Annotated in this window: 17 protein-coding genes and 4 pseudogenes; 10 read left to right on the top strand and 11 right to left on the bottom strand. The window is 51.5% G+C overall.

All coding sequences use genetic code 11. The features are described 5' to 3' along the window. Positions 1 to 30 precede the first annotated feature (30 nt). Both O6D90_RS20285 and O6D90_RS20280 read right to left on the bottom strand, forming a co-directional pair. Complete coding sequence (locus O6D90_RS20285; RefSeq protein WP_016155602.1) at positions 31 to 681, bottom strand: LysE family translocator; 651 nt, start codon at positions 679 to 681, stop codon at positions 31 to 33. A 48-nt stretch (positions 682 to 729) separates the two neighbouring features. Next, positions 730 to 1,545 carry a helix-turn-helix transcriptional regulator gene (locus O6D90_RS20280; protein ID WP_016155603.1) on the bottom strand — a complete coding sequence of 272 codons (816 nt, stop codon included), beginning with the start codon at positions 1,543 to 1,545 and terminating at the stop codon, positions 730 to 732. Between the two features lie 230 nt (positions 1,546 to 1,775). On the opposite strand from O6D90_RS20280, the pseudogene O6D90_RS26410 reads away from it, so the two are divergent. Next, positions 1,776 to 1,901 (top strand): annotated as a pseudogene (locus O6D90_RS26410) (Rpn family recombination-promoting nuclease/putative transposase); the annotation flags it as partial. Between the two features lie 429 nt (positions 1,902 to 2,330). On the opposite strand, the gene O6D90_RS20270 reads toward O6D90_RS26410, so the two are convergent. Continuing rightward, a complete protein-coding gene (locus O6D90_RS20270; protein WP_016155605.1) occupies positions 2,331 to 3,743 on the bottom strand; it encodes a PLP-dependent aminotransferase family protein in 1,413 nt (470 codons plus the stop codon). A gap of 177 nt (positions 3,744 to 3,920) precedes the next feature. Between O6D90_RS20270 and O6D90_RS20265 the strand changes: the two genes are divergently transcribed. The 6 genes and pseudogenes from O6D90_RS20265 to tssD all read left to right on the top strand — a co-directional run bounded on the left by O6D90_RS20265 (position 3,921) and on the right by tssD (position 6,452). Beyond that, a complete protein-coding gene (locus O6D90_RS20265) occupies positions 3,921 to 4,085 on the top strand; it encodes a DUF1127 domain-containing protein (protein WP_016155606.1) in 165 nt (54 codons plus the stop codon). 148 nt (positions 4,086 to 4,233) lie between these two features. Beyond that, positions 4,234 to 4,688 (top strand): annotated as a pseudogene (locus O6D90_RS20260) (MarR family transcriptional regulator). A 5-nt stretch (positions 4,689 to 4,693) separates the two neighbouring features. Beyond that, positions 4,694 to 4,870: pseudogene (locus O6D90_RS20255) on the top strand (hypothetical protein); the annotation flags it as partial. Between the two features lie 151 nt (positions 4,871 to 5,021). Further along, the gene (locus O6D90_RS20250; RefSeq protein ID WP_225836832.1) at positions 5,022 to 5,453 is read left to right on the top strand and encodes a tlde1 domain-containing protein; all 432 of its coding nucleotides are present in this window, start codon (positions 5,022 to 5,024) and stop codon (positions 5,451 to 5,453) included. After that, positions 5,453 to 5,722 carry a hypothetical protein gene (locus tag O6D90_RS20245; protein WP_271143192.1) on the top strand — a complete coding sequence of 90 codons (270 nt, stop codon included), beginning with the start codon at positions 5,453 to 5,455 and terminating at the stop codon, positions 5,720 to 5,722. The genes O6D90_RS20250 and O6D90_RS20245 overlap by 1 nt, the downstream gene beginning before the upstream one ends. A 238-nt stretch (positions 5,723 to 5,960) precedes the next feature. After that, positions 5,961 to 6,452 (top strand): type VI secretion system tube protein TssD, encoded by a 492-nt coding sequence (gene tssD, locus O6D90_RS20240; protein ID WP_016151575.1) that lies wholly within the window; start codon positions 5,961 to 5,963, stop codon positions 6,450 to 6,452. A 94-nt stretch (positions 6,453 to 6,546) separates the two neighbouring features. On the opposite strand, the gene symE is transcribed toward tssD, so the two are convergent. The 3 genes and pseudogenes from symE to O6D90_RS20225 form a co-directional block, all read right to left on the bottom strand. Beyond that, positions 6,547 to 6,864, bottom strand: coding sequence for an endoribonuclease SymE (symE, locus tag O6D90_RS20235; protein WP_050566574.1), 318 nt, complete (start codon positions 6,862 to 6,864; stop codon positions 6,547 to 6,549). Continuing rightward, positions 6,794 to 6,940 (bottom strand): annotated as a pseudogene (locus O6D90_RS20230) (type I restriction endonuclease); the annotation flags it as partial. The gene symE and the pseudogene O6D90_RS20230, both read right to left, overlap by 71 nt. A 95-nt stretch (positions 6,941 to 7,035) precedes the next feature. Further along, the gene (locus tag O6D90_RS20225; RefSeq protein WP_019078303.1) at positions 7,036 to 8,202 is read right to left on the bottom strand and encodes a restriction endonuclease; all 1,167 of its coding nucleotides are present in this window, start codon (positions 8,200 to 8,202) and stop codon (positions 7,036 to 7,038) included. Between the two features lie 234 nt (positions 8,203 to 8,436). Here O6D90_RS20225 and O6D90_RS20220 point away from each other — a divergent pair, with 234 nt between their 5' ends. Then, on the top strand, positions 8,437 to 8,724 hold the full coding sequence (locus O6D90_RS20220) for a BrnT family toxin (protein ID WP_016155613.1): 288 nt from the start codon (positions 8,437 to 8,439) through the stop codon (positions 8,722 to 8,724). Beyond that, on the top strand, positions 8,711 to 9,013 hold the full coding sequence (locus O6D90_RS20215) for a BrnA antitoxin family protein (protein ID WP_016155614.1): 303 nt from the start codon (positions 8,711 to 8,713) through the stop codon (positions 9,011 to 9,013). Before O6D90_RS20220 ends, O6D90_RS20215 begins: the two co-directional genes overlap by 14 nt. Before the next feature lie 300 nt (positions 9,014 to 9,313). Here the strand turns inward: O6D90_RS20215 and O6D90_RS20210 are convergent, their stop codons facing one another. The 4 genes from O6D90_RS20210 to btsT all read right to left on the bottom strand — a co-directional run bounded on the left by O6D90_RS20210 (position 9,314) and on the right by btsT (position 14,711). After that, positions 9,314 to 11,161 (bottom strand): 3'-5' exonuclease, encoded by a 1,848-nt coding sequence (locus O6D90_RS20210; RefSeq protein WP_016155615.1) that lies wholly within the window; start codon positions 11,159 to 11,161, stop codon positions 9,314 to 9,316. A gap of 186 nt (positions 11,162 to 11,347) precedes the next feature. Then, the gene (gene yjiA, locus O6D90_RS20205) at positions 11,348 to 12,304 is read right to left on the bottom strand and encodes a GTPase (protein WP_016155616.1); all 957 of its coding nucleotides are present in this window, start codon (positions 12,302 to 12,304) and stop codon (positions 11,348 to 11,350) included. 12 nt (positions 12,305 to 12,316) lie between these two features. Continuing rightward, positions 12,317 to 12,511 (bottom strand): YbdD/YjiX family protein, encoded by a 195-nt coding sequence (locus O6D90_RS20200; RefSeq protein ID WP_003830038.1) that lies wholly within the window; start codon positions 12,509 to 12,511, stop codon positions 12,317 to 12,319. Between the two features lie 49 nt (positions 12,512 to 12,560). Continuing rightward, positions 12,561 to 14,711, bottom strand: a complete 2,151-nt coding sequence (btsT, locus tag O6D90_RS20195) for a pyruvate/proton symporter BtsT (protein ID WP_003830033.1) — start codon at positions 14,709 to 14,711, stop codon at positions 12,561 to 12,563. 365 nt (positions 14,712 to 15,076) lie between these two features. On the opposite strand from btsT, the gene tsr reads away from it, so the two are divergent. Continuing rightward, on the top strand, positions 15,077 to 16,738 hold the full coding sequence (tsr, locus tag O6D90_RS20190) for a methyl-accepting chemotaxis protein (protein WP_016155617.1): 1,662 nt from the start codon (positions 15,077 to 15,079) through the stop codon (positions 16,736 to 16,738). Between the two features lie 39 nt (positions 16,739 to 16,777). Here the strand turns inward: tsr and O6D90_RS20185 are convergent, their stop codons facing one another. Further along, entirely contained in the window at positions 16,778 to 17,293 is a 516-nt protein-coding gene (locus O6D90_RS20185) for a GNAT family N-acetyltransferase (protein WP_016155618.1), read from the bottom strand. Positions 17,294 to 17,317 lie beyond the last annotated feature (24 nt).

Here is a 17,317-nt window from a genome sequence, read left to right as displayed (position 1 = left end):
CGCTTTATTTGCAGAAAATTACCACGTTAATCAGGGTACGATGCTCTGCAAAAACCGCAGCGCGATTGCACAACCGAAGATGATCAATACGCCGCCGGCGATACGCTCGATCCACACGATCCCTCTGGTTAACCGCCGCTGGATCTGCGGTAAGCCGATGAACATCACGATCAGCAGATCCCAGAACAACACCACGCAGGTCATCCAGATCCCGCTCATGGTTTGTTGCAGCAGCGTCACCGACGGGCCGAGCAGGGCGGTCATCAGCGCCAGATAGAACAGCGCATTTTTTGGGTTGAGCAGCGACGAGCCTAATCCCAGCAGCAGCTGTTTACCAAATCCTGGACAGGTAGACTGGGCGTCTGCTCCGGTCAGGGTTTGCGGGCGGCTGCGTATCAGCAGGCTGCCAATCCATAATAAATAGAGCGCGCCCAGCAGCTCAATAACCGTAAACAGCAGGGGAAGCTGGCGCAGAATCCCCCAACCAATAATCGCCAGCAGAATATACAGCCCGTTGCCGATGGCGATCCCCACGCACAGTCCGGCGCTGCCGCGCATCCGGTAACGTACGGCGTAACCGACCAGTAAAAAGAAGTCCGGCCCTGGGCTGAGTAGTGCAACAAAATGCGCCAGCGCCAGCGCGGGAAAAGCAGACGGAAAAAGTTCAGCAAGCGGCGACATAGCGACCTCAGAAAATGAATCAGAGATCAGCGTACGCCTGACGCAACGCTAATTATTGTCTGATATTGATCGTCCCAGTGCGTACTGGCGCGGTGTGGCTGCTGTGTAGCGAACAAAGGTGCGATGGAAATGGCTCTGGTCGGCAAACCCGCTTTTGTAGCCGACATCGACAATCTCGTCCCCGGCCCGTAGCCGCTGACGGGCATAGTCAATCCTCATGATGTTCAGATAATTTCCCGGCGTCAGCCCGGTGTCCTGCTTAAAGGTCCGAATCAGCGTTTCTTTACGCATGTGACACTCATCTGCCAGCTCATCCAGCGAGGGTGGGGAGAGCAGACTGGACTGCAACCGCTCGCGCAGATACTGGCTGGTGACGCTTAGGTTTTCCGGTGTTACCGACTGCAATGGCAGCGAGCGCAGCAATGCTTGTGCGGCATCAGTTATCTGCGTCGTTTGCCGTTGCGGCATGAGCGCCACAAGGTGCATGTAGCACTGGAATAATTGCGGATCGCGGATAACAGGAGTGCGCGTACAAAGCCGTTGATTGCTGTTCAGTGTAGGCAGATGGGCAAGACACCACCGGGCATCAAGATAAAGCATGTGATAGCTGCGAAATTGCCCGTTGACGGGATTACAGCTGTGAGGTGCCAGTGGTGGGATCACAATGAGATCGCCCGCCTTCAGATGGTATTCCTTGTCATCGCACAGGCAGCAGGTTCCTCCCTCGAGAATTGCCCCAATCGAGAGCTGAGAGTGGTGATGGCGCTTATAGGCCTGCTGACTTTGCCAGGTGCTGCGAAGCTCCAGCCACGGCAGTTGCTCATCACGCCAGAACGATTGTGGAATATCTCGGGTATGCGTCACATCGTGTCCTCCATGAAAGTAATGATTTGTTATAGCACAGGCCCTGCGGTGAAAAAGCGGGAATGTGCATTGAGGTCGTGATTCTGCGTGATGCGTTCCAGACAAATGCAGACGTTACAAAGGGGCGTTTTTATCCCGGAAATCGTCTCGCAAAGAGAGAAAGTTACAGGTGAGGGTGTGGTTTACCAGCGCTACAGTAACGGCATCTTATTTCCAGGTGATGGATCGCCATGAACAAAGCACCGACTTCCACCCCGCATGATGCGGTCTTTAAAACCTTTTTGCGCCACCCTGAGACAGCTCGGGATTTTCTACAAATACATCTTCCCGCTTCGCTGCGCGACCTAATGGGGCTGGTCGAGCAAATTGTTTCCCTGCTACTTACCGGACTGACTAATGACAGCCAGATAAAGACGCTGTTTAATTATATTTTACGAACTGGCGATGCGCCTCGATTCAGTGAGTTTATTCGTGAGGTTGCCGAACGTTCACCGCAGCATAAGGAGCATTTGATGACGATCGCCGACAGATTGCATGAGGCAGGGCTACAAAAAGGCAGGCTGGAAGGGTTACAAGAGGGGTTACAGGAAGGACGACAAGAAGGGCTTATAGAAGGACGACGTGATGAGGCGCTCCGTATTGCCCGCACCATGCTGGCAGACGGTATTGATATCTGCACGGTACAAAAAATTACCCGGCTTTCCGCAGAAGATATCCAGGGTTTAAGTCATTAGATATGACTTAAATCGCATAATCGCCTGCCCGGAACCACCGGGCGGTCCGGTTTACTCTATCGCCATCTTTACCGCCTCGCCGAGCTTTTGCATCACTTGCTGATGCTTCTCGTTTGGCGGTAACGCGCAGTTGATGCGTACGCAGTTGCGATACTTTCCGGATGCGGAGAACAGCGATCCCGGTGCGACCTGGATTTTCAGGCGACAGAGCTGCTTAGCGACGCAGACCATATCGACCTGGAGCGGCAGCTCGACCCACAGCATAAAGCCGCCTTTCGGTCGGGTGACGCAGATCCCACAGGGAAAATATTCCCGTACCCAGCAGGTGTAGATCTCCATATTACGCTGATAAATCTGGCGCATACGCCGGATATGCCGATGGTAATGACCTTCGCGCACAAAGGAGGCAGCTGCCAGCTGCGTAGCGGGAACGTTAGTACCAATGACGGCGTACTTCATATGTAGCAGTTTGTTGTAATAGCGACCGGGAACCACCCAACCCACGCGCAGTCCGGGGGCTACGGATTTGGTAAACGAACTGCAGAGTATTACCCGGCCGTCACTGTCCCAGGAGTGGATCGTACGCGGGCGCGGATACTCTGTGGCCAGTTCGCCATACACATCATCTTCAAAAATGACGATATCGTGACGCTGGGCGAGGGCGAGCACCGCCCGCTTACGCGCATCCGGCATAATGAACCCGAGAGGGTTGTTGCAGTTGGGTACCAGCAGCACGCCTTTGATCGGCCACTGATCCAGCGCCAGCTCCAGCGCTTCAATGCTGATCCCGGTATCCGGATCGGTTGGGATCTCAATCACCTTGATCCCCAGGCCGCGCAGTAACTGCATTGTGCCGTAGTAGGTGGGTGATTCAACGGCGACAATGTCTCCTGGCTGACAAACCGCCAGCAGCGCCAGCGACATTCCGCTCTGGCTCCCGTTGGTTATCACAATATCATCGGCGTTGAGGACTGAACCGCTATCCAGCATCAGACGGGCGATCTGCTGGCGCAGCTCCTGGCTGCCGGGAAGCTTGTCGTACCCCAGTACCGCCTTCAGATTATGCTGCACTACGCGGCTGAGCTCGCGCCAGAGCGGTTTCAGGCTCGGTTGACTGACATCTGGCGCGCCGCTGCTGAAGGGGATCACAGATTTATCGCTATGCCCTTTTAGCATATCCAGCACCAGATCCCACTGCGTTATCTCGACCGGACGCTGCGCCGGGCGTGACATCGGCGGTACGGGCGGCAGCGCTTTTTGCGGTGCGACAAAATAACCGGAACGCGGCTGCGGGGTGATCAGCTGTCGCTGTTCCAGCATCTGATACGCCTGCTGGACGGTGCTGATACTGACCCCGTGCTCCTGACTCAGGTTACGTACCGACGGCAGTTTTTCGCCATGGCGATACAACCCCTGCTCAATGCGTTCGGCCAGCAGATTGGCCAGATGTTGGTAACGCGTCATGCTGTATCCCTCATGGGTACCATACAGATTAAAAAACCAGTACAGATTGGCGTGAAAAAAGCGATGCAGAACTCTTTTTAATCAATCTGTATGTTAAATAAAAGTACTTTGTGAGTCTGTATTGCTTAGGGCCAAATCCGTGAAGATAAAGCCTCAGACAAGGCGGGGAGGCAAGGTATGGAATTTCATGAGAATAAAGCAAAGCAGCCATTTATTGGGTTTGTTCTGATCTGGCGGGCATATAAGGCGTGGCGGTTACGGGCGCAAACGCGGCGCGTATTGCAACAGATGAGTAATGAGCGGCTGCGGGACGTCGGGCTGCGACGCGATCAGGTAGAGTGATTTTCTTCCATCGACAGAGGCTGGAGGGTTATCGCCCCGGCCTCTTTTGTATTCACATTATTTGTCAATTCATGCTTCTGGATAGCCTGTTTCTTTATACTTACCCTGATAAGTATTATTTTCTTCTCAGCGATGAGGGGAAAGTAAGATGACGGAAGATGAACTGTTTGCCCGCCGTCCGATGGGGATGCGCATGGCAATGGTGGTGCGCCAGTGGCGAGCCATTATTGATGCTGCCATCACTGATACTGGCCTGACGCAGTCAAGCTGGACGGTACTGATGCAACTGTATCAACTGGGAGACAACGTCTCGGTCAGTGAACTGGCACAAATGCAGGGCATTGAACTGCCGCCGCTGATGCGCACCCTTTCGCAACTGGAAAAGCAGGGATATCTGCTGCGTTCCACATCGCCTTATGACAAACGCATCCGTCTGCTAACGCTGACCGCGCAAGGCTTGAAGAACTTAACCGGGTGATTGAGACATATCAACATCGCGTCACCTGCACCATTCCTGAAGCGGAGCTTGCCTCATTCAGCGCGACCTTAAATCAACTCGCCTGCAATTTGCGGACAATCCGCGAAGAAGACAATCAACACTAAAAACTATGATGACCCCAGAACAAAAATTTGCCCGTTGGGTAAGGGTGAGTATTGCCGCTTTCTTGGTAATATTCGCCTGGTTTATCGTTGCCGATATCTGGATCCCGCTGACGCCGGACTCCACGGTGATGCGCGTGGTAACGCCTGTTTCTTCACGCGTATCCGGTTACGTCTCGCTGGTAGCAACGCTAACGATGGTATTTCTGGTACACCGGGTGTTTTCAGATTGCCTGCTGCTTCCCCGTTATCTAATTATTCAGAATACGATTTATTTGTTCGAGAAATAAAGATGTATGAATTATAAATATTTTGAATTTTAATAATTGTGACTTTATGAACATATTTAATTTTACAATTAAATACGATAAGCATAATTATTATATTTTAAAGGATGTAAATCATATGACATGGGAATATAAAGTATCGACAGGTATACTGAGCCATAACGGTAAATTAATTGCTTATTGCTACAGTGGTGCTGATGAATCAAAGGATAAACCGAACTGTGAACACATACGTAACAAGGGCCCCATTCCACGAGGCGTTTATTTTATTGCTGGATGGAATAATCATAAAAGTCCCTCCGCTATTATCCTCGAACCTATTGCAGGGACAAATACTTTTGGCAGAGATCATTTCGAAATTCATGGTGATAAAAAAGGGCAGCCACCGGGAACGGCATCTGCAGGATGTATAATTATGAATGGACAAGATAAGCGCCAAACTATTTACGATTCGGGTGACACAATTTTGGTGGTAAGATAATGAAATTTATTTTTATCTCCTTTTTATTTATTCTTTCGGGTGCTCCCTGTGCTGCAGTGCATACTGCAGCACAGCTTCTGCAGATGATAAATGAAAAAGGAGCAAATACCGTTGTACACGAACTTTATGATGGCAGTGAGTCAGAATGGTGGAACCATATTATTCCTGAAATTAGCAAAGGTAATAATGACTGGTTAACGGTAGCAAGTGCTCTTGAATCCGGAGTTGATGCCAGTACGGCGGAAGATTTACAGGGGGGCGGTCTCTGAAGCCATTCCACATAACCCAGTCGGTGTTCTGGCTATCCTCAACGATAACAGACCATTGCTGAATATTGAGAAGGTATGCGCATTTACCTCTTACCCTGAGTCAGAAGAAGAAATGAATAAGCTATTTGTTAATTCCATCAGGGAAATGTATAAGGTCAAAACGACAGAAGGGAAGCGGTGTATTACGGTTATGATCAATAATGTTGAGAATTCTATTCCATTTAACAAGGATTTATAAATGGCTATCCCCGGTTATATGTCATTAATCGATGATGCTGGTAATATTATCAAAGGTAGTGTAATGGTAAAAGACCGTGAAAATCAGATCGAGATTTTAGGTCTGTATCATAATGTGAGCTACAACTCTGATTTGCATAATGGGAGGGTGTTGAATAAACGCCAACATCGTCCATTTTTAATTGAAAAGGAAATTGATGCTTCTAGTGTGCTTTTGTACAAATCATTAAGTACCGGAGAAACATTAAGGAAAGCGGTTATTGACCTCTATCGAATAAATTATGCTGGTCAGGAAGAGGTCTATTTTACGATAACCCTGGAAAATGTGAAAGTCGTTACGCTTTTTTCACTGATGCACGATGTTAAAGATCCTTATTACGAAAAACAGACCCATCTTGAACTTGCTCAGCTCCGTTACAAGAAGATTACCTGGCACTATCATGATGGGAATATAGTCCACTATGATGATTGGGATTATCGCTTAGGGTCTTGAGTAAACGGCTCCGGATAAAATGATGTTACCCAGAGCTGTAAAGTAATCAATACACGGCGCTTATACTCATGAGCGCCGTCTGGCATCCGGGCGGTTATTTCTGCCTGACAGGCTTCGCCGAAATCACGTCGATAAACTCCTGCACCTGCTGTTGCTTACGCGCGGACAGCTTGCACACCCGACGCAGCGACTGCAGTAACGCCGGTTCTTCCGGTTCCGGCAGCTTGGCCGTCAGCACAATGCAGCCGGGCATCACTCTGACATCGAATTTGCAGCCGGTGGCGAAACCGGCTGCCTCCAGCCACTGGCCTTTCATAATAATTGCCGGAACATGCGTGTAATCCGGATAACGCGACTTTGCCGTCCCGGAGTTTGACCTCTTGTCTGATTTGCGTTGTGTCGTTCCAGCCAGCGTCAAGGATGGCGGGCATTACGCGTTTGGTGATGATGTCTGCTTCCGTCAGGGTACTCAGGTTCAGGTCAGCCATGTCCGTTCTCTACCGATAATGGGATTGCTCTGATTTTACACAATATTGTTATGCAAGCCATGAACAGAAATGGCTGTGCTAGAGCGTCTGGAACGTTATTCAATCTCCAGCTCATCAAACAGCTGTAAATCGACATCCAGCAGTTCTACCGCGTTGCTGCGTCGAATGCCGACGTTGTTTTCAATCAACAGTTCCAGCAGGCGGTCGCCGTCGATTAACGTGATAGGGGCTGCCCCTGGAAACAGCGCTGCTTCCGCGCATTTGGCGGCAAACTTGCCGGTAGTGATCAGCGTGCCGCGAATGGCTTTGTGGTAGGGAAGTGCGCCGCGTAGCTGATCGATATACGGGCGCGTGATGGTGTTCTGCATCCGTTTTACCTGCACCACTTCGGTAATGGTGGTGATGCCCACCTGAACCTTACCAATCACATCCACGCCTTTATCGCCGGAGGCTTTGGTCACTTCAACCTGCTCGTAGCCCATTGTTTCAAGTAGCTGAGCCACCAGATGTTCAAATTTGTACGGATTCATAGTGGAGAGCTGGTCGCGCAATAGCTCTTTTTGCTGCTGGTTATAGCGTTTTACCGCATCCAGCAACTCCTTACGTGGATCGGTTCGACGTTCAGGCAGTGCCTTACCGAGCCATTTTCGGCCAGCCTCGGTAATTTTGTAGCTCATCCCTTCACGGGCTACCAGATCGCGCTCGACCAGGTTGTACAGCCGGGCGTAGAGCGTAGTTTTGACTGAACTGGGGGAGGCAAATTTTGAGTGCTGATGTAAGAATGCCTGCCACTCGGGTAGCAGATCAGCGCGTCTGGCCTGCTCCCGGCCGGCGAGCAGTTCCAGTAGTTGCAACATGCCTTCTGTATCGTCGAGTTTACGCAGTGTGGCTTCATCGTTATCCAGAAATAATCGCCCCTGTTCGCTGGGGTACCAGCCGCCGTCTTCGTGGGTCTGCATAAGATCGAACAAAGGGTTATTGATAAACATGTAGCAGCCATAGCTGTGGCGGGGGTTGAGAATATGGTTATCCATCTTCCAGATCTGCCAGGCTATTTTGGCATCTTCGCCGCTGAGCCGTTCTTTAATCCAGTTATCCGGCTCTGACCAGTCAACCGGGTTTTGTGGCGTACCCGTTTGCTCCTGAATGGCGGTGATCATATTACGCACCGCTTTGACTGAACATCCAGCCACGGCATTCATCATGGCTCGGGTCTGATCATAAGTTGGAAAAAGCGGGGTAATCACTTTGTACTTTTTCACGTTGGTCCCTTAACGAGTGCAATGGCAATAGCTTGCCATACCAGATGAAAAATTCCATGGGATGAATCACTTATCGGAATGAAAACTGCCAGTGCCGGATGGCGGCTGCGCCTTATCCGGCCTACTAAAGTTCACCCTATCAACAGTAAAGTGTGATGCTATTTCCAACAATTTCGCTATAATCATAAGATAATTGTAGATACATTTTTGTATATACAATAAGGGATGAAATACATGCCAATGGAGTTTGAGTGGGATGCAAACAAGGCACAAAGTAACCTGAGGAAACATGGTGTTCGCTTTGAGGACGCAATATTGGTTTTCGACGATCCCCAACATCTGTCGCGGCAGGAGCGGTATGAGAACGGTGAGTATCGCTGGCAGACCATTGGTCTCGTTCATGGCATTGTGGTTATTCTGGTTGCCCATAGCGTTAGGTTTGAAAGTGGCTTTGAAGTCATTCGTATCATCAGCGCCAGAAAGGCAGATCGTAAAGAGAGGAATCGTTATGAGCATAGTTAAACATAAACGCGGCAGCGTATCCGCGCTGAGTGCTCAGCATGAGGCTGAACTGAAGGCGCTGGCGAATAAACCGGACGATGATATCGATTACAGCGACATTCCCGTGACCGAAGATAAGCAGTGGTCAGAGGCCATTCGCGGTAAGTTTTTTCGTCCGTTAAAAACGCAGGCGTCGGTGCGCATTGATGCCGATGTGATGGAATGGCTGAAGCGCCCCGGGAAGGGTTACCAGACGCGTCTCAATGCCATTTTGCGCGAAGCGATGCTGCGCGAGCAAAACAAGAAATAGTCAGAATATGCAGGGACTGTGAGTGGCGGCTGTGCCTGATCCGGTCTACGGGAAGCGGAATTTCCAGGCCCGGTAAGTGTAGCGCCACCGGGCATCTGCGAGGTTATTTCTGCTGCGGTTCTCCGCTAAAATAACCGCAGCTGTCAAATTAGTGGAACACCTGCGGCATCATGCCGAGATGACAAACCGATTACCACCAGTGAACAGTGGGTTGTAACGCAGCAGGGCGTGTTGAAATAGGATTCGCCCCTCTCCGCTGTAGGGAGAGGGGAATGTTTACGGATTCCTGGCGTGGCTCCGTTAGATCACCTTTGCGCTATTTTCGTAGGTGTTGATAAGATGGTCGCGCAAGCTCCCTGTTCCGTGCATTGTCACCAAAAGATTCTGGCGCGCGCGGGTAAATCCGACATACAGACGCTTGATGTCGTCACTCAGATCTTCCTCATCCCTTTCCTTTGCGGCATCCATAATAGCCACTGAGTGAAATTCAAGCCCCTTACTGCTTGGTAAAGGCATTACACAAAGGAGATCATTTTGCGGCGACCAGTGCTTTTTGTCATCGCTGGTCACAATCATTTGGTAGGGGATGCTACGCGCCGCGAGACGTGGCCCCAGCATCCCCGAAATGCTGTATGTTGAAGGGCACAGTATGGCGATCTCTGACCATGCAATACCTTGTTGTCGCTGCTTTGTCACCCAATCGAGCACGTGAGTAATCTCCTCGTCCTGATTATCAAAGCTGGCCAGTGCCGGGTAAGTGCCGGACAAGCCTCCAGCATCGGGTTGCTGGTATTTTAGCGCCTCTTCAATGTGATTATTGAGATAATTAAAGGCAATGTTGCTGGCAAAATGGAGTATTTGCCGGGTATTACGATAGTTGGTATTCAGGATCGTAGTGCGGCCGAGGGCCTTAATATTGACACTAGAGAGTGTGAAGTCGAGGGCTTTCTTTTTCTGGTAGATAGACTGGGCGTCATCGTAGAGGAAAAGAAGGGAGTTATCTTTGTTGTCTGGCATACGTGCGAGTATTCTCAGCCACTCCGGTTTAAAATCGTGTCCCTCGTCTATTAGGACTGCGCTATATTGCTCCGGTTTTATAATCCCCTCTTCAAATGCCACCGTCAGTGCATTTTCCATCAGCTCAATAAAGTTTTTGCTTTTCGGCGGAAGACAATGATGTGTATTTAACTGTTGATAACACCAGGCATGAAAATGGATGACTTCGACGGGAAGTCTTAAAGTGTGCTGCTCAAGCTGTGATTTGAGTTTTTTGGCCAGCGTGATGTTGTAGCAAATCACCAGGATCGGCTTGGTGTTTTCAATATTGTTGGCAAGCTCAATACAACGGTGGTGCAAAATGAGCGTTTTACCGGATCCTGCCACGCCATGAATAACACGGTGTCCTGCACCCATGCTTCTGGCGAGTTGTTCCTGGTTCCTGTCCATCATGCAAACCACATCGGGGGTGTGGAACGTAAAATTGTTCAGATCAACCTGCGTAACGGATGCGTTAATGCGTACATCGGGATATAGATGCCATCGGATACGGTCGAGTTGCTGTGGTGTAGTGTGATGAGCGTAGTTATGTCTGAGAAGGGATTCGAGCCGGGCAGAGATTTGTTCCTTGGTCATAAACTCGCTGAGTTCGTCTTTGCAAATAACCTGGCTGGCTGGGAATAGTTCATTTATCGCTTCGGGTGGAAAACTCTTTTCTAGCTGTGCTCGGGTGATATTGCTCAAATAAACACCAAATCCATACGGCATAATAAAGCTGCCTTCATAATCACCTTGTTGCTGGCGAAGCAGCGGATCTTTTTTTAGGCTATTGATAGTGTGAAAGGTATATTGACGAACCTGTTCGAGTGGATTCTTGAACGGTTGAATGCCGTCTTTAGTTTCATAATGAATATGTGATTTGTTGGCAGATTTAATTTTTGTAATAAACCAGTCTTTTACTTCTATAAATAACAAACCTTTATCGGGGGTTAGAATTACAAAATCCGGATGCTCTTGCTTGTCTCCCATTCGGGTGTCATACCAGCAGGTACACTGTTCGCTGAGTCCCCCCTCAAGAAGTCTTGCCAGTCTTTTTTCGCCGGCAGTAATTTTCTCGCTACAACTGCTTATTGTGGGAATAATGATTGCCATGTTACGCCTACCAATTCATGAAAATTATATAAATATGTTAAATTAATATTCCGAGAGATATTAATAAAAACATGAATTCATCATGGGTAATGACATTAACAGACAATATTACAAACAGAAAGCGTGATGCGAGATATTTGTTTCAGAGATATTTGCTCCCTTTCACAAATAAAAGGGAGCGGCTGTTTACTTCTTCAATCCCGCAAACGCGGCTCTGATCTCGTCTTCCGGCAGGTTAATGCCGATAAACACCAGCAGGCTGTGCGGTTGTTCGTCGCCCCACGGGCGGTCCCAGTCGGCGCTGTACAGACGCTGAACGCCCTGGAACAGCAGGCGGTTTGGCTCGCCTTCAATCCACAGCATGCCTTTGTAGCGCAGCAGCTTCTCGGCGGATTCCAGCAGCAGATTTTCCATTACCCGCGACACGTCACTGATGTTTACCGGGTAATCCAGCTCGACGACGATCGAGGAGATATCATTTTGCTTGTCGGCGATAAAGTGGAAGCGTGGTTTGGCGCTGACCACGTTCTCCTCGAGCATGAAACCGTTGGTATCGAACAGCAAGGAGAGGTCGATATCACCATGCGTGACGGTATACACCGGGGCGCGGGCGTTGATGCGCGCCAGGCGCTCACGCAGTTTCTCGCTTTCACCCGCCACGTCGGTTTTGGTCAGCAGGATGCGGTCAGCGTAGCCTACCTGTGACTGGGCGATGGTGAACTGGTTCATCTGCTCGTCGGCATGTACCGCGTCAACCAGCGCAATCACACCGTCCAACAGGTAGCGTTCGCAAATCACTTCATGGGAGAAAAAGGTCTGAATAATCGGGCCGGGGTCGGCCATGCCGGTGCACTCGATCACCAAACGGTCGAAATGGATGGCGCCTTTGTCGAGGTTGTCGAGCAGATCTAACAGTGCGTCTTCCAGCTCACTGGAGCGGGTACAGCAAATGCAGCCGTTGGTCAGGGTTTTGATCTGCGTGGCGCGGTCGCCAATCAGCTGATCGTCCACCGAGACTTCGCCGAATTCGTTTTCGATAACGGCAATCTTATAGCCGTGCTGCTCGTTGAGAATATGGCGCAGCAGGGTGGTTTTACCCGCGCCAAGAAAACCGGTGAGTAGGGTAACTGCAATCGGGGTCATTCATTTCTCCTTCTAACAGCAACTGCTTCCGCCGCTACCGTAGCGGGCTTCCTGGCGCTCGCGGAAGAATTCTTCGTAGGTCATGTACGGCTTATCGGGATGGTTGGTCTTCATGTGCTCGACGTAGTTGTCGTAGTCCGGAATGCCAATCAGCATCTTTGCCGCCTGACCGAGGTATTTTTTTGCCTGACCTAAAGTACCAAACATAAACAATCCTGATAAGCGAAAAGCCCCGCCGAAGCGGGGCTGAATACGGTTAGTGATGTGAAGAGGTCTTCACGCCGCCTTCCGGCACCGGTACATACGGCGTCTCTTTATCAGAGCGACCGTTGATGGCGCGGGCTTTCTGCCAGGTACGGAACCCGTAGAAAATGATGCTGTACACCACCACCAGGAACAGAATACTCAGGCCTGCGTTGGTGTAGTTGTTGACAACGATGTGGTTCATGTTGGCAATCTGCTGAGCGGTCAGTTCGCCGCCGTTAGCAATCTTCTCTTTGTACTGATTCGCCATGAAGAAGAAGCCTTCCATCTGCGGGTTAGTGCTGAACAGTTTCAGACCCAGCGCCCAGGTGGTGCAGATAAGCAGCCATACAGCCGGAACAACGGTAACCCAGATGTATTTGGTGCGCTGCATTTTAACCAGTACCACGGTGCCCAGAACCAATGCCACGGCAGCCAGCATCTGGTTAGAGATACCGAACAGCGGCCACAGGCTCTTAACGCCGCCCAGCGGGTCAACAACACCTTGATACAGCAGGTAACCCCACAGGCCTACGCAGCCCGCAGTACCGATGATGCCCGCAACCAGAGAGTCGGTTTTTTTCAGGAACGGAACGAAGTTACCCAGTAAATCCTGCAGCATAAAGCGGCCAGAACGGGTACCGGCATCCAGCGCGGTCAGGATGAACAGTGCTTCAAACAGAATACCGAAGTGGTACCAGAAGCCCATATCAGCCATCGGCAGCACTTTGTGGAACACGTGAGCGATACCAACGGCCAGCGTCGGCGCGCCACCTGCGCGGTTCAGAACGGACGGTTCACCGATGTCTTTCGCGGTCTGCAGGATCTGCTCAGGCGAAATGACGAAGCCCCAGGAGCTGACGGTCGCCGCCGCATGTGCGGTTACGTCTTTCAACTGCGCCATAATCAGCGGGGCGTTCTCGCCGCTCATTTCATGCAGGTTCGGCATGGTGATGCCAAGGCCTGCTGGCGGGGTGTTCATTGCGAAGTACAGACCCGGTTCGATGATGGACGCGGCAACCAGCGCCATAATCGCCACGAAGGATTCCATCAGCATGGCGCCGTAACCGATAAAGCGCGCGTCGGTTTCACAGGCCAGCAGCTTCGGTGTGGTACCAGAAGCGATCAGCGCGTGGAAGCCAGAGACCGCACCACACGCGATGGTGATGAACAGGAACGGGAACAGAGCGCCTTTCCACAGCGGACCAGTACCATCAACGTACTGAGTCATCGCCGGCATTTTCAGTTCCGGGTTGAGGATAACAATCCCCACCGCCAGACCGACGATAACGCCGATTTTCAGGAAGGTAGCCAGATAGTCGCGCGGCGCGAGGATCAGCCATACCGGCAGCAGCGCAGAGATAAACGCGTAGCCGATCAGGGTAAAGGTAATGGTGGTGTCTTTAAAGGTCAGCGCCGGGCCCCAGTACGGGTCGTGAGCAATCACGCCGCCGAAGTAGATAGACGCAACCAGCAGCACAATACCAATCACCGACACTTCGCCCACACGACCCGGTCGCAGGAATCGCATGTAGATCCCCATGAATAGCGCGATAGGTACGGTTGAGCAGACGGTGAACACACCCCACGGGCTTTCAGCCAGCGCTTTCACCACGATCAGCGCCAGTACCGCAAGGATGATGATCATAATTAAGAAGCAGCCGAACAGCGCAATGGTTCCCGGGATCGGGCCCATCTCTTCTTTGATCATCTCACCCAGAGATGCGCCGTTACGGCGTGAAGAGATAAACAGCACCATGAAGTCCTGCACCGCACCGGCCAGCACGACACCCGCCAGCAGCCACAGCGTACCGGGCAGATAGCCCATCTGCGCGGCCAGTACCGGCCCAACCAGCGGACCTGCACCTGCGATAGCGGCAAAGTGGTGGCCAAACAATACGTTACGGTTGGTTGGAACGTAGTTCAGACCGTCATTGTTGATGACCGCCGGCGTGGCACGCGTCGGGTCAAGTTTCATCACCTTTTGGGCGATGTACAGACTGTAGTAACGATAGGCCACCAGATAAACAGAAACTGAGGCGACCACGATCCACAGGGCACTGATGTGCTCACCCCGACGTAATGCCACTACCGAGAGGCAGAATGCACCGATGATTCCGAGAATCACCCAGGGTATGTGCTTGAATATCTTTTTCGTATCCATAGTAAAACCTGGTATCTAATTAATAATTGGCCGAAGCCGCGTGGGTTTGATCTTGTGTTTGAGGAGGTAAATTGACTGCTATGTTGGGGGGATCTTGCCAGAGAAATACGCGCGTAAAGTAAGGTAAATAAGTGAGCGGTTGTATGTCAGCTTAAGCGGTCCCAAGTGTCAGTGAGCGGTAAGCAATGGGGACTAACGGGTTTATTTATGTGATTGAGATCACTAATAAACCCGCTTAGCGCTTTGGCAGACGGCGTGGATCGACGAATCGTCGATGCTGAGATCGATTCAACTAGCACAAATTTCATAAAGTTTTCCCTTTCCAGGCCGAAAATTCTGACATCTGTCTAGCGGAAAGAGAAAACATGTTAAAACGAATGAAGATTGTTACCAGCTTACTGCTGGTATTGGCGCTATTTGGCCTTTTACAGCTCGCCTCCGGCGGCTTGTTTTTTAACTCACTTAAGAATGACAAAGAGAACTTTACCGTTCTGCAAACCATTCGCCAGCAGCAGTCTGCGCTGAACGCCACCTGGGTTGAGCTGCTGCAAACGCGTAATACCCTGAACCGGGCGGGTATTCGCTACATGATGGATCAGAGCAATATCGGCAGCGGTGCGACCGTTGCTGAGCTGATGCAGGTAGCCAGCACGGCGCTGAAACTGACGGAAAAAAACTGGGCGATTTACGAGTCGCTCCCGCGCGATCCGCGTCAAAGTGAAGCCGCGTTCCAGGAGATCAACCGAACCTATGACATCTATCACGGCGCGCTGGCGGAGCTGATCCAGTTACTGGGTGACGGGAAGATCAATGCGTTCTTTGATCAACCCACGCAGAGCTATCAGGATGGTTTTGAGAAGACATACATCAACTACATGCAGCAGAATGATCGCCTGTATGACATAGCAGTGGCAGATAACAACAGCTCTTACAGCCAGGCGATGTGGGTATTGGTCTGTGTACTGATTACCGTACTGGCGGCAATTATTGCGGTCTGGTTCGGCATCAAACTGACTCTTATCTCCCCAATGAACCGTCTGATCGACAGCATTCGTCATATCGCCAGCGGCGACCTGGTGAAGCGTATTGAGGTGGAAGGTTCCAACGAGATTGGCCAACTGGCGGAAAGCCTGCGTCATATGCAGGGTGAGCTGATGAACACCGTAGGTGATGTGCGTAACGGTGCCAACGCGATTTATAGCGGGGCCAGCGAGATTGCGATGGGCAACAACGATCTCTCCTCGCGTACCGAGCAGCAGGCTGCATCTCTGGAAGAAACCGCAGCCAGCATGGAACAGCTGACGGCGACCGTGAAGCAGAACGCCGAAAACGCGCGTCAGGCTAGCCATCTGGCCCTGAGCGCTTCTGAAACCGCGCAGAAAGGCGGCAAAGTGGTGGATAACGTGGTGCAAACCATGCGCGACATCGCTTCCAGTTCGCAGAAAATCGCCGACATTATCAGCGTCATCGACGGCATTGCCTTCCAGACCAACATTCTGGCGCTCAACGCCGCGGTAGAAGCCGCGCGTGCGGGCGAGCAGGGCCGTGGTTTTGCGGTGGTTGCGGGTGAAGTTCGTAACCTGGCCCAGCGTAGTGCGCAGGCCGCGCGCGAGATCAAGAGCCTGATTGAAGACTCGGTCAGCCGTGTGGATGTGGGTTCAACGCTGGTAGAAAGCGCTGGTGAAACCATGGATGAGATCGTCAATGCGGTAACCCGCGTGACCGATATCATGGGTGAAATCGCCTCTGCTTCTGATGAACAGAGCCGCGGTATCGACCAGGTCGGTCTGGCCGTTGCTGAGATGGATCGTGTGACGCAGCAGAACGCCTCGCTGGTGGAAGAATCCGCCGCCGCCGCTGCGGCGCTGGAAGAGCAGGCCAGCCGTCTGACCCAGGCCGTTGCCGTGTTCCGTATTCAGCATGATCAACAGCGCGCGCGTGACGTTGCTGCCGCTAAACCGGTTTCAACGGTCCAGCCGCGAAAAGCTGCGGTAACGGATGCCGGGGATAACTGGGAAACGTTCTAAGTTGGTAATGCCCGATAAGGCGTAGCCGCCCGCGGGCAATTAACGCAGCATCAGGCGCATGGCGCAGCGTAGTTCGTACGTCTGCCCGTGCGCCGCTTCGTCTTCTCTTTTCTGGCGCAGCAGTGCAGGAAGCGTCTCGTCAGCCAGCATTTCAAACCCCAATCGTGCGTACAATGGCGCATTCCACGGCACATCGCGAAAGGTGGTCAGCGTGAGCGATGTATAACCTTTCTCGCGCGCCTGTTCGGCAACATAGCCAATCAATCTGCGACCAATACCTTTTCCCTGCCACTCCAGATGCAGTGAAAGTTCAGCAATAAACAGCGATGACCCCAGCGTTTCGGCAACTAAAAAACCGACCGGATGCTCGTCGACCTGCGCCAGCCAGCTCATGCCAGCGGCGACAAATGCCCGATGCTGGTCAGCCGATATAGTCTGGTCGTCAGCAATCCACGCCAGTTCGGGGATGAGTAAAAAACGTTGCCCCGCAGATCGTTCGATGGCGGGAAGAGCGGCAGTTTCTGCCAGAGTGGTGGAGCGTAAGGTGATGTTCATTTGTCGAGCATAACATGCCCGATA

Origin of the sequence: Citrobacter sp. 21OH12SH02A-Citro (assembly GCF_027919895.1) — a bacterium.
In the GTDB taxonomy this organism is placed as follows: domain Bacteria; phylum Pseudomonadota; class Gammaproteobacteria; order Enterobacterales; family Enterobacteriaceae; genus Citrobacter; species Citrobacter braakii.
The sequence above is the reverse complement of the archived record's forward strand: the minus strand, read 5'-3'. Positions and strand labels throughout refer to the sequence as shown.

Excerpts from the sequence above, each read along its gene's own strand:
- O6D90_RS20285 (WP_016155602.1), bottom strand. The coding sequence starts at position 681 with ATGTCGCCGCTTGCTGAACTTTTTCCGTCTGCTTTTCCCGCGCTGGCG.
- O6D90_RS20270 (WP_016155605.1), bottom strand. The coding sequence starts at position 3,743 with ATGACGCGTTACCAACATCTGGCCAATCTGCTGGCCGAACGCATTGAG.
- O6D90_RS20265 (WP_016155606.1), top strand. The coding sequence starts at position 3,921 with ATGGAATTTCATGAGAATAAAGCAAAGCAGCCATTTATTGGGTTTGTT.
- O6D90_RS20250 (WP_225836832.1), top strand. The coding sequence starts at position 5,022 with ATGAACATATTTAATTTTACAATTAAATACGATAAGCATAATTATTAT.
- O6D90_RS20245 (WP_271143192.1), top strand. The coding sequence starts at position 5,453 with ATGAAATTTATTTTTATCTCCTTTTTATTTATTCTTTCGGGTGCTCCC.
- tssD (WP_016151575.1), top strand. The coding sequence starts at position 5,961 with ATGGCTATCCCCGGTTATATGTCATTAATCGATGATGCTGGTAATATT.
- O6D90_RS20220 (WP_016155613.1), top strand. The coding sequence starts at position 8,437 with ATGCCAATGGAGTTTGAGTGGGATGCAAACAAGGCACAAAGTAACCTG.
- O6D90_RS20215 (WP_016155614.1), top strand. The coding sequence starts at position 8,711 with ATGAGCATAGTTAAACATAAACGCGGCAGCGTATCCGCGCTGAGTGCT.
- O6D90_RS20210 (WP_016155615.1), bottom strand. The coding sequence starts at position 11,161 with ATGGCAATCATTATTCCCACAATAAGCAGTTGTAGCGAGAAAATTACT.
- yjiA (WP_016155616.1), bottom strand. The coding sequence starts at position 12,304 with ATGACCCCGATTGCAGTTACCCTACTCACCGGTTTTCTTGGCGCGGGT.
- O6D90_RS20200 (WP_003830038.1), bottom strand. The coding sequence starts at position 12,511 with ATGTTTGGTACTTTAGGTCAGGCAAAAAAATACCTCGGTCAGGCGGCA.
- btsT (WP_003830033.1), bottom strand. The coding sequence starts at position 14,711 with ATGGATACGAAAAAGATATTCAAGCACATACCCTGGGTGATTCTCGGA.
- tsr (WP_016155617.1), top strand. The coding sequence starts at position 15,077 with ATGTTAAAACGAATGAAGATTGTTACCAGCTTACTGCTGGTATTGGCG.
- O6D90_RS20185 (WP_016155618.1), bottom strand. The coding sequence starts at position 17,293 with ATGAACATCACCTTACGCTCCACCACTCTGGCAGAAACTGCCGCTCTT.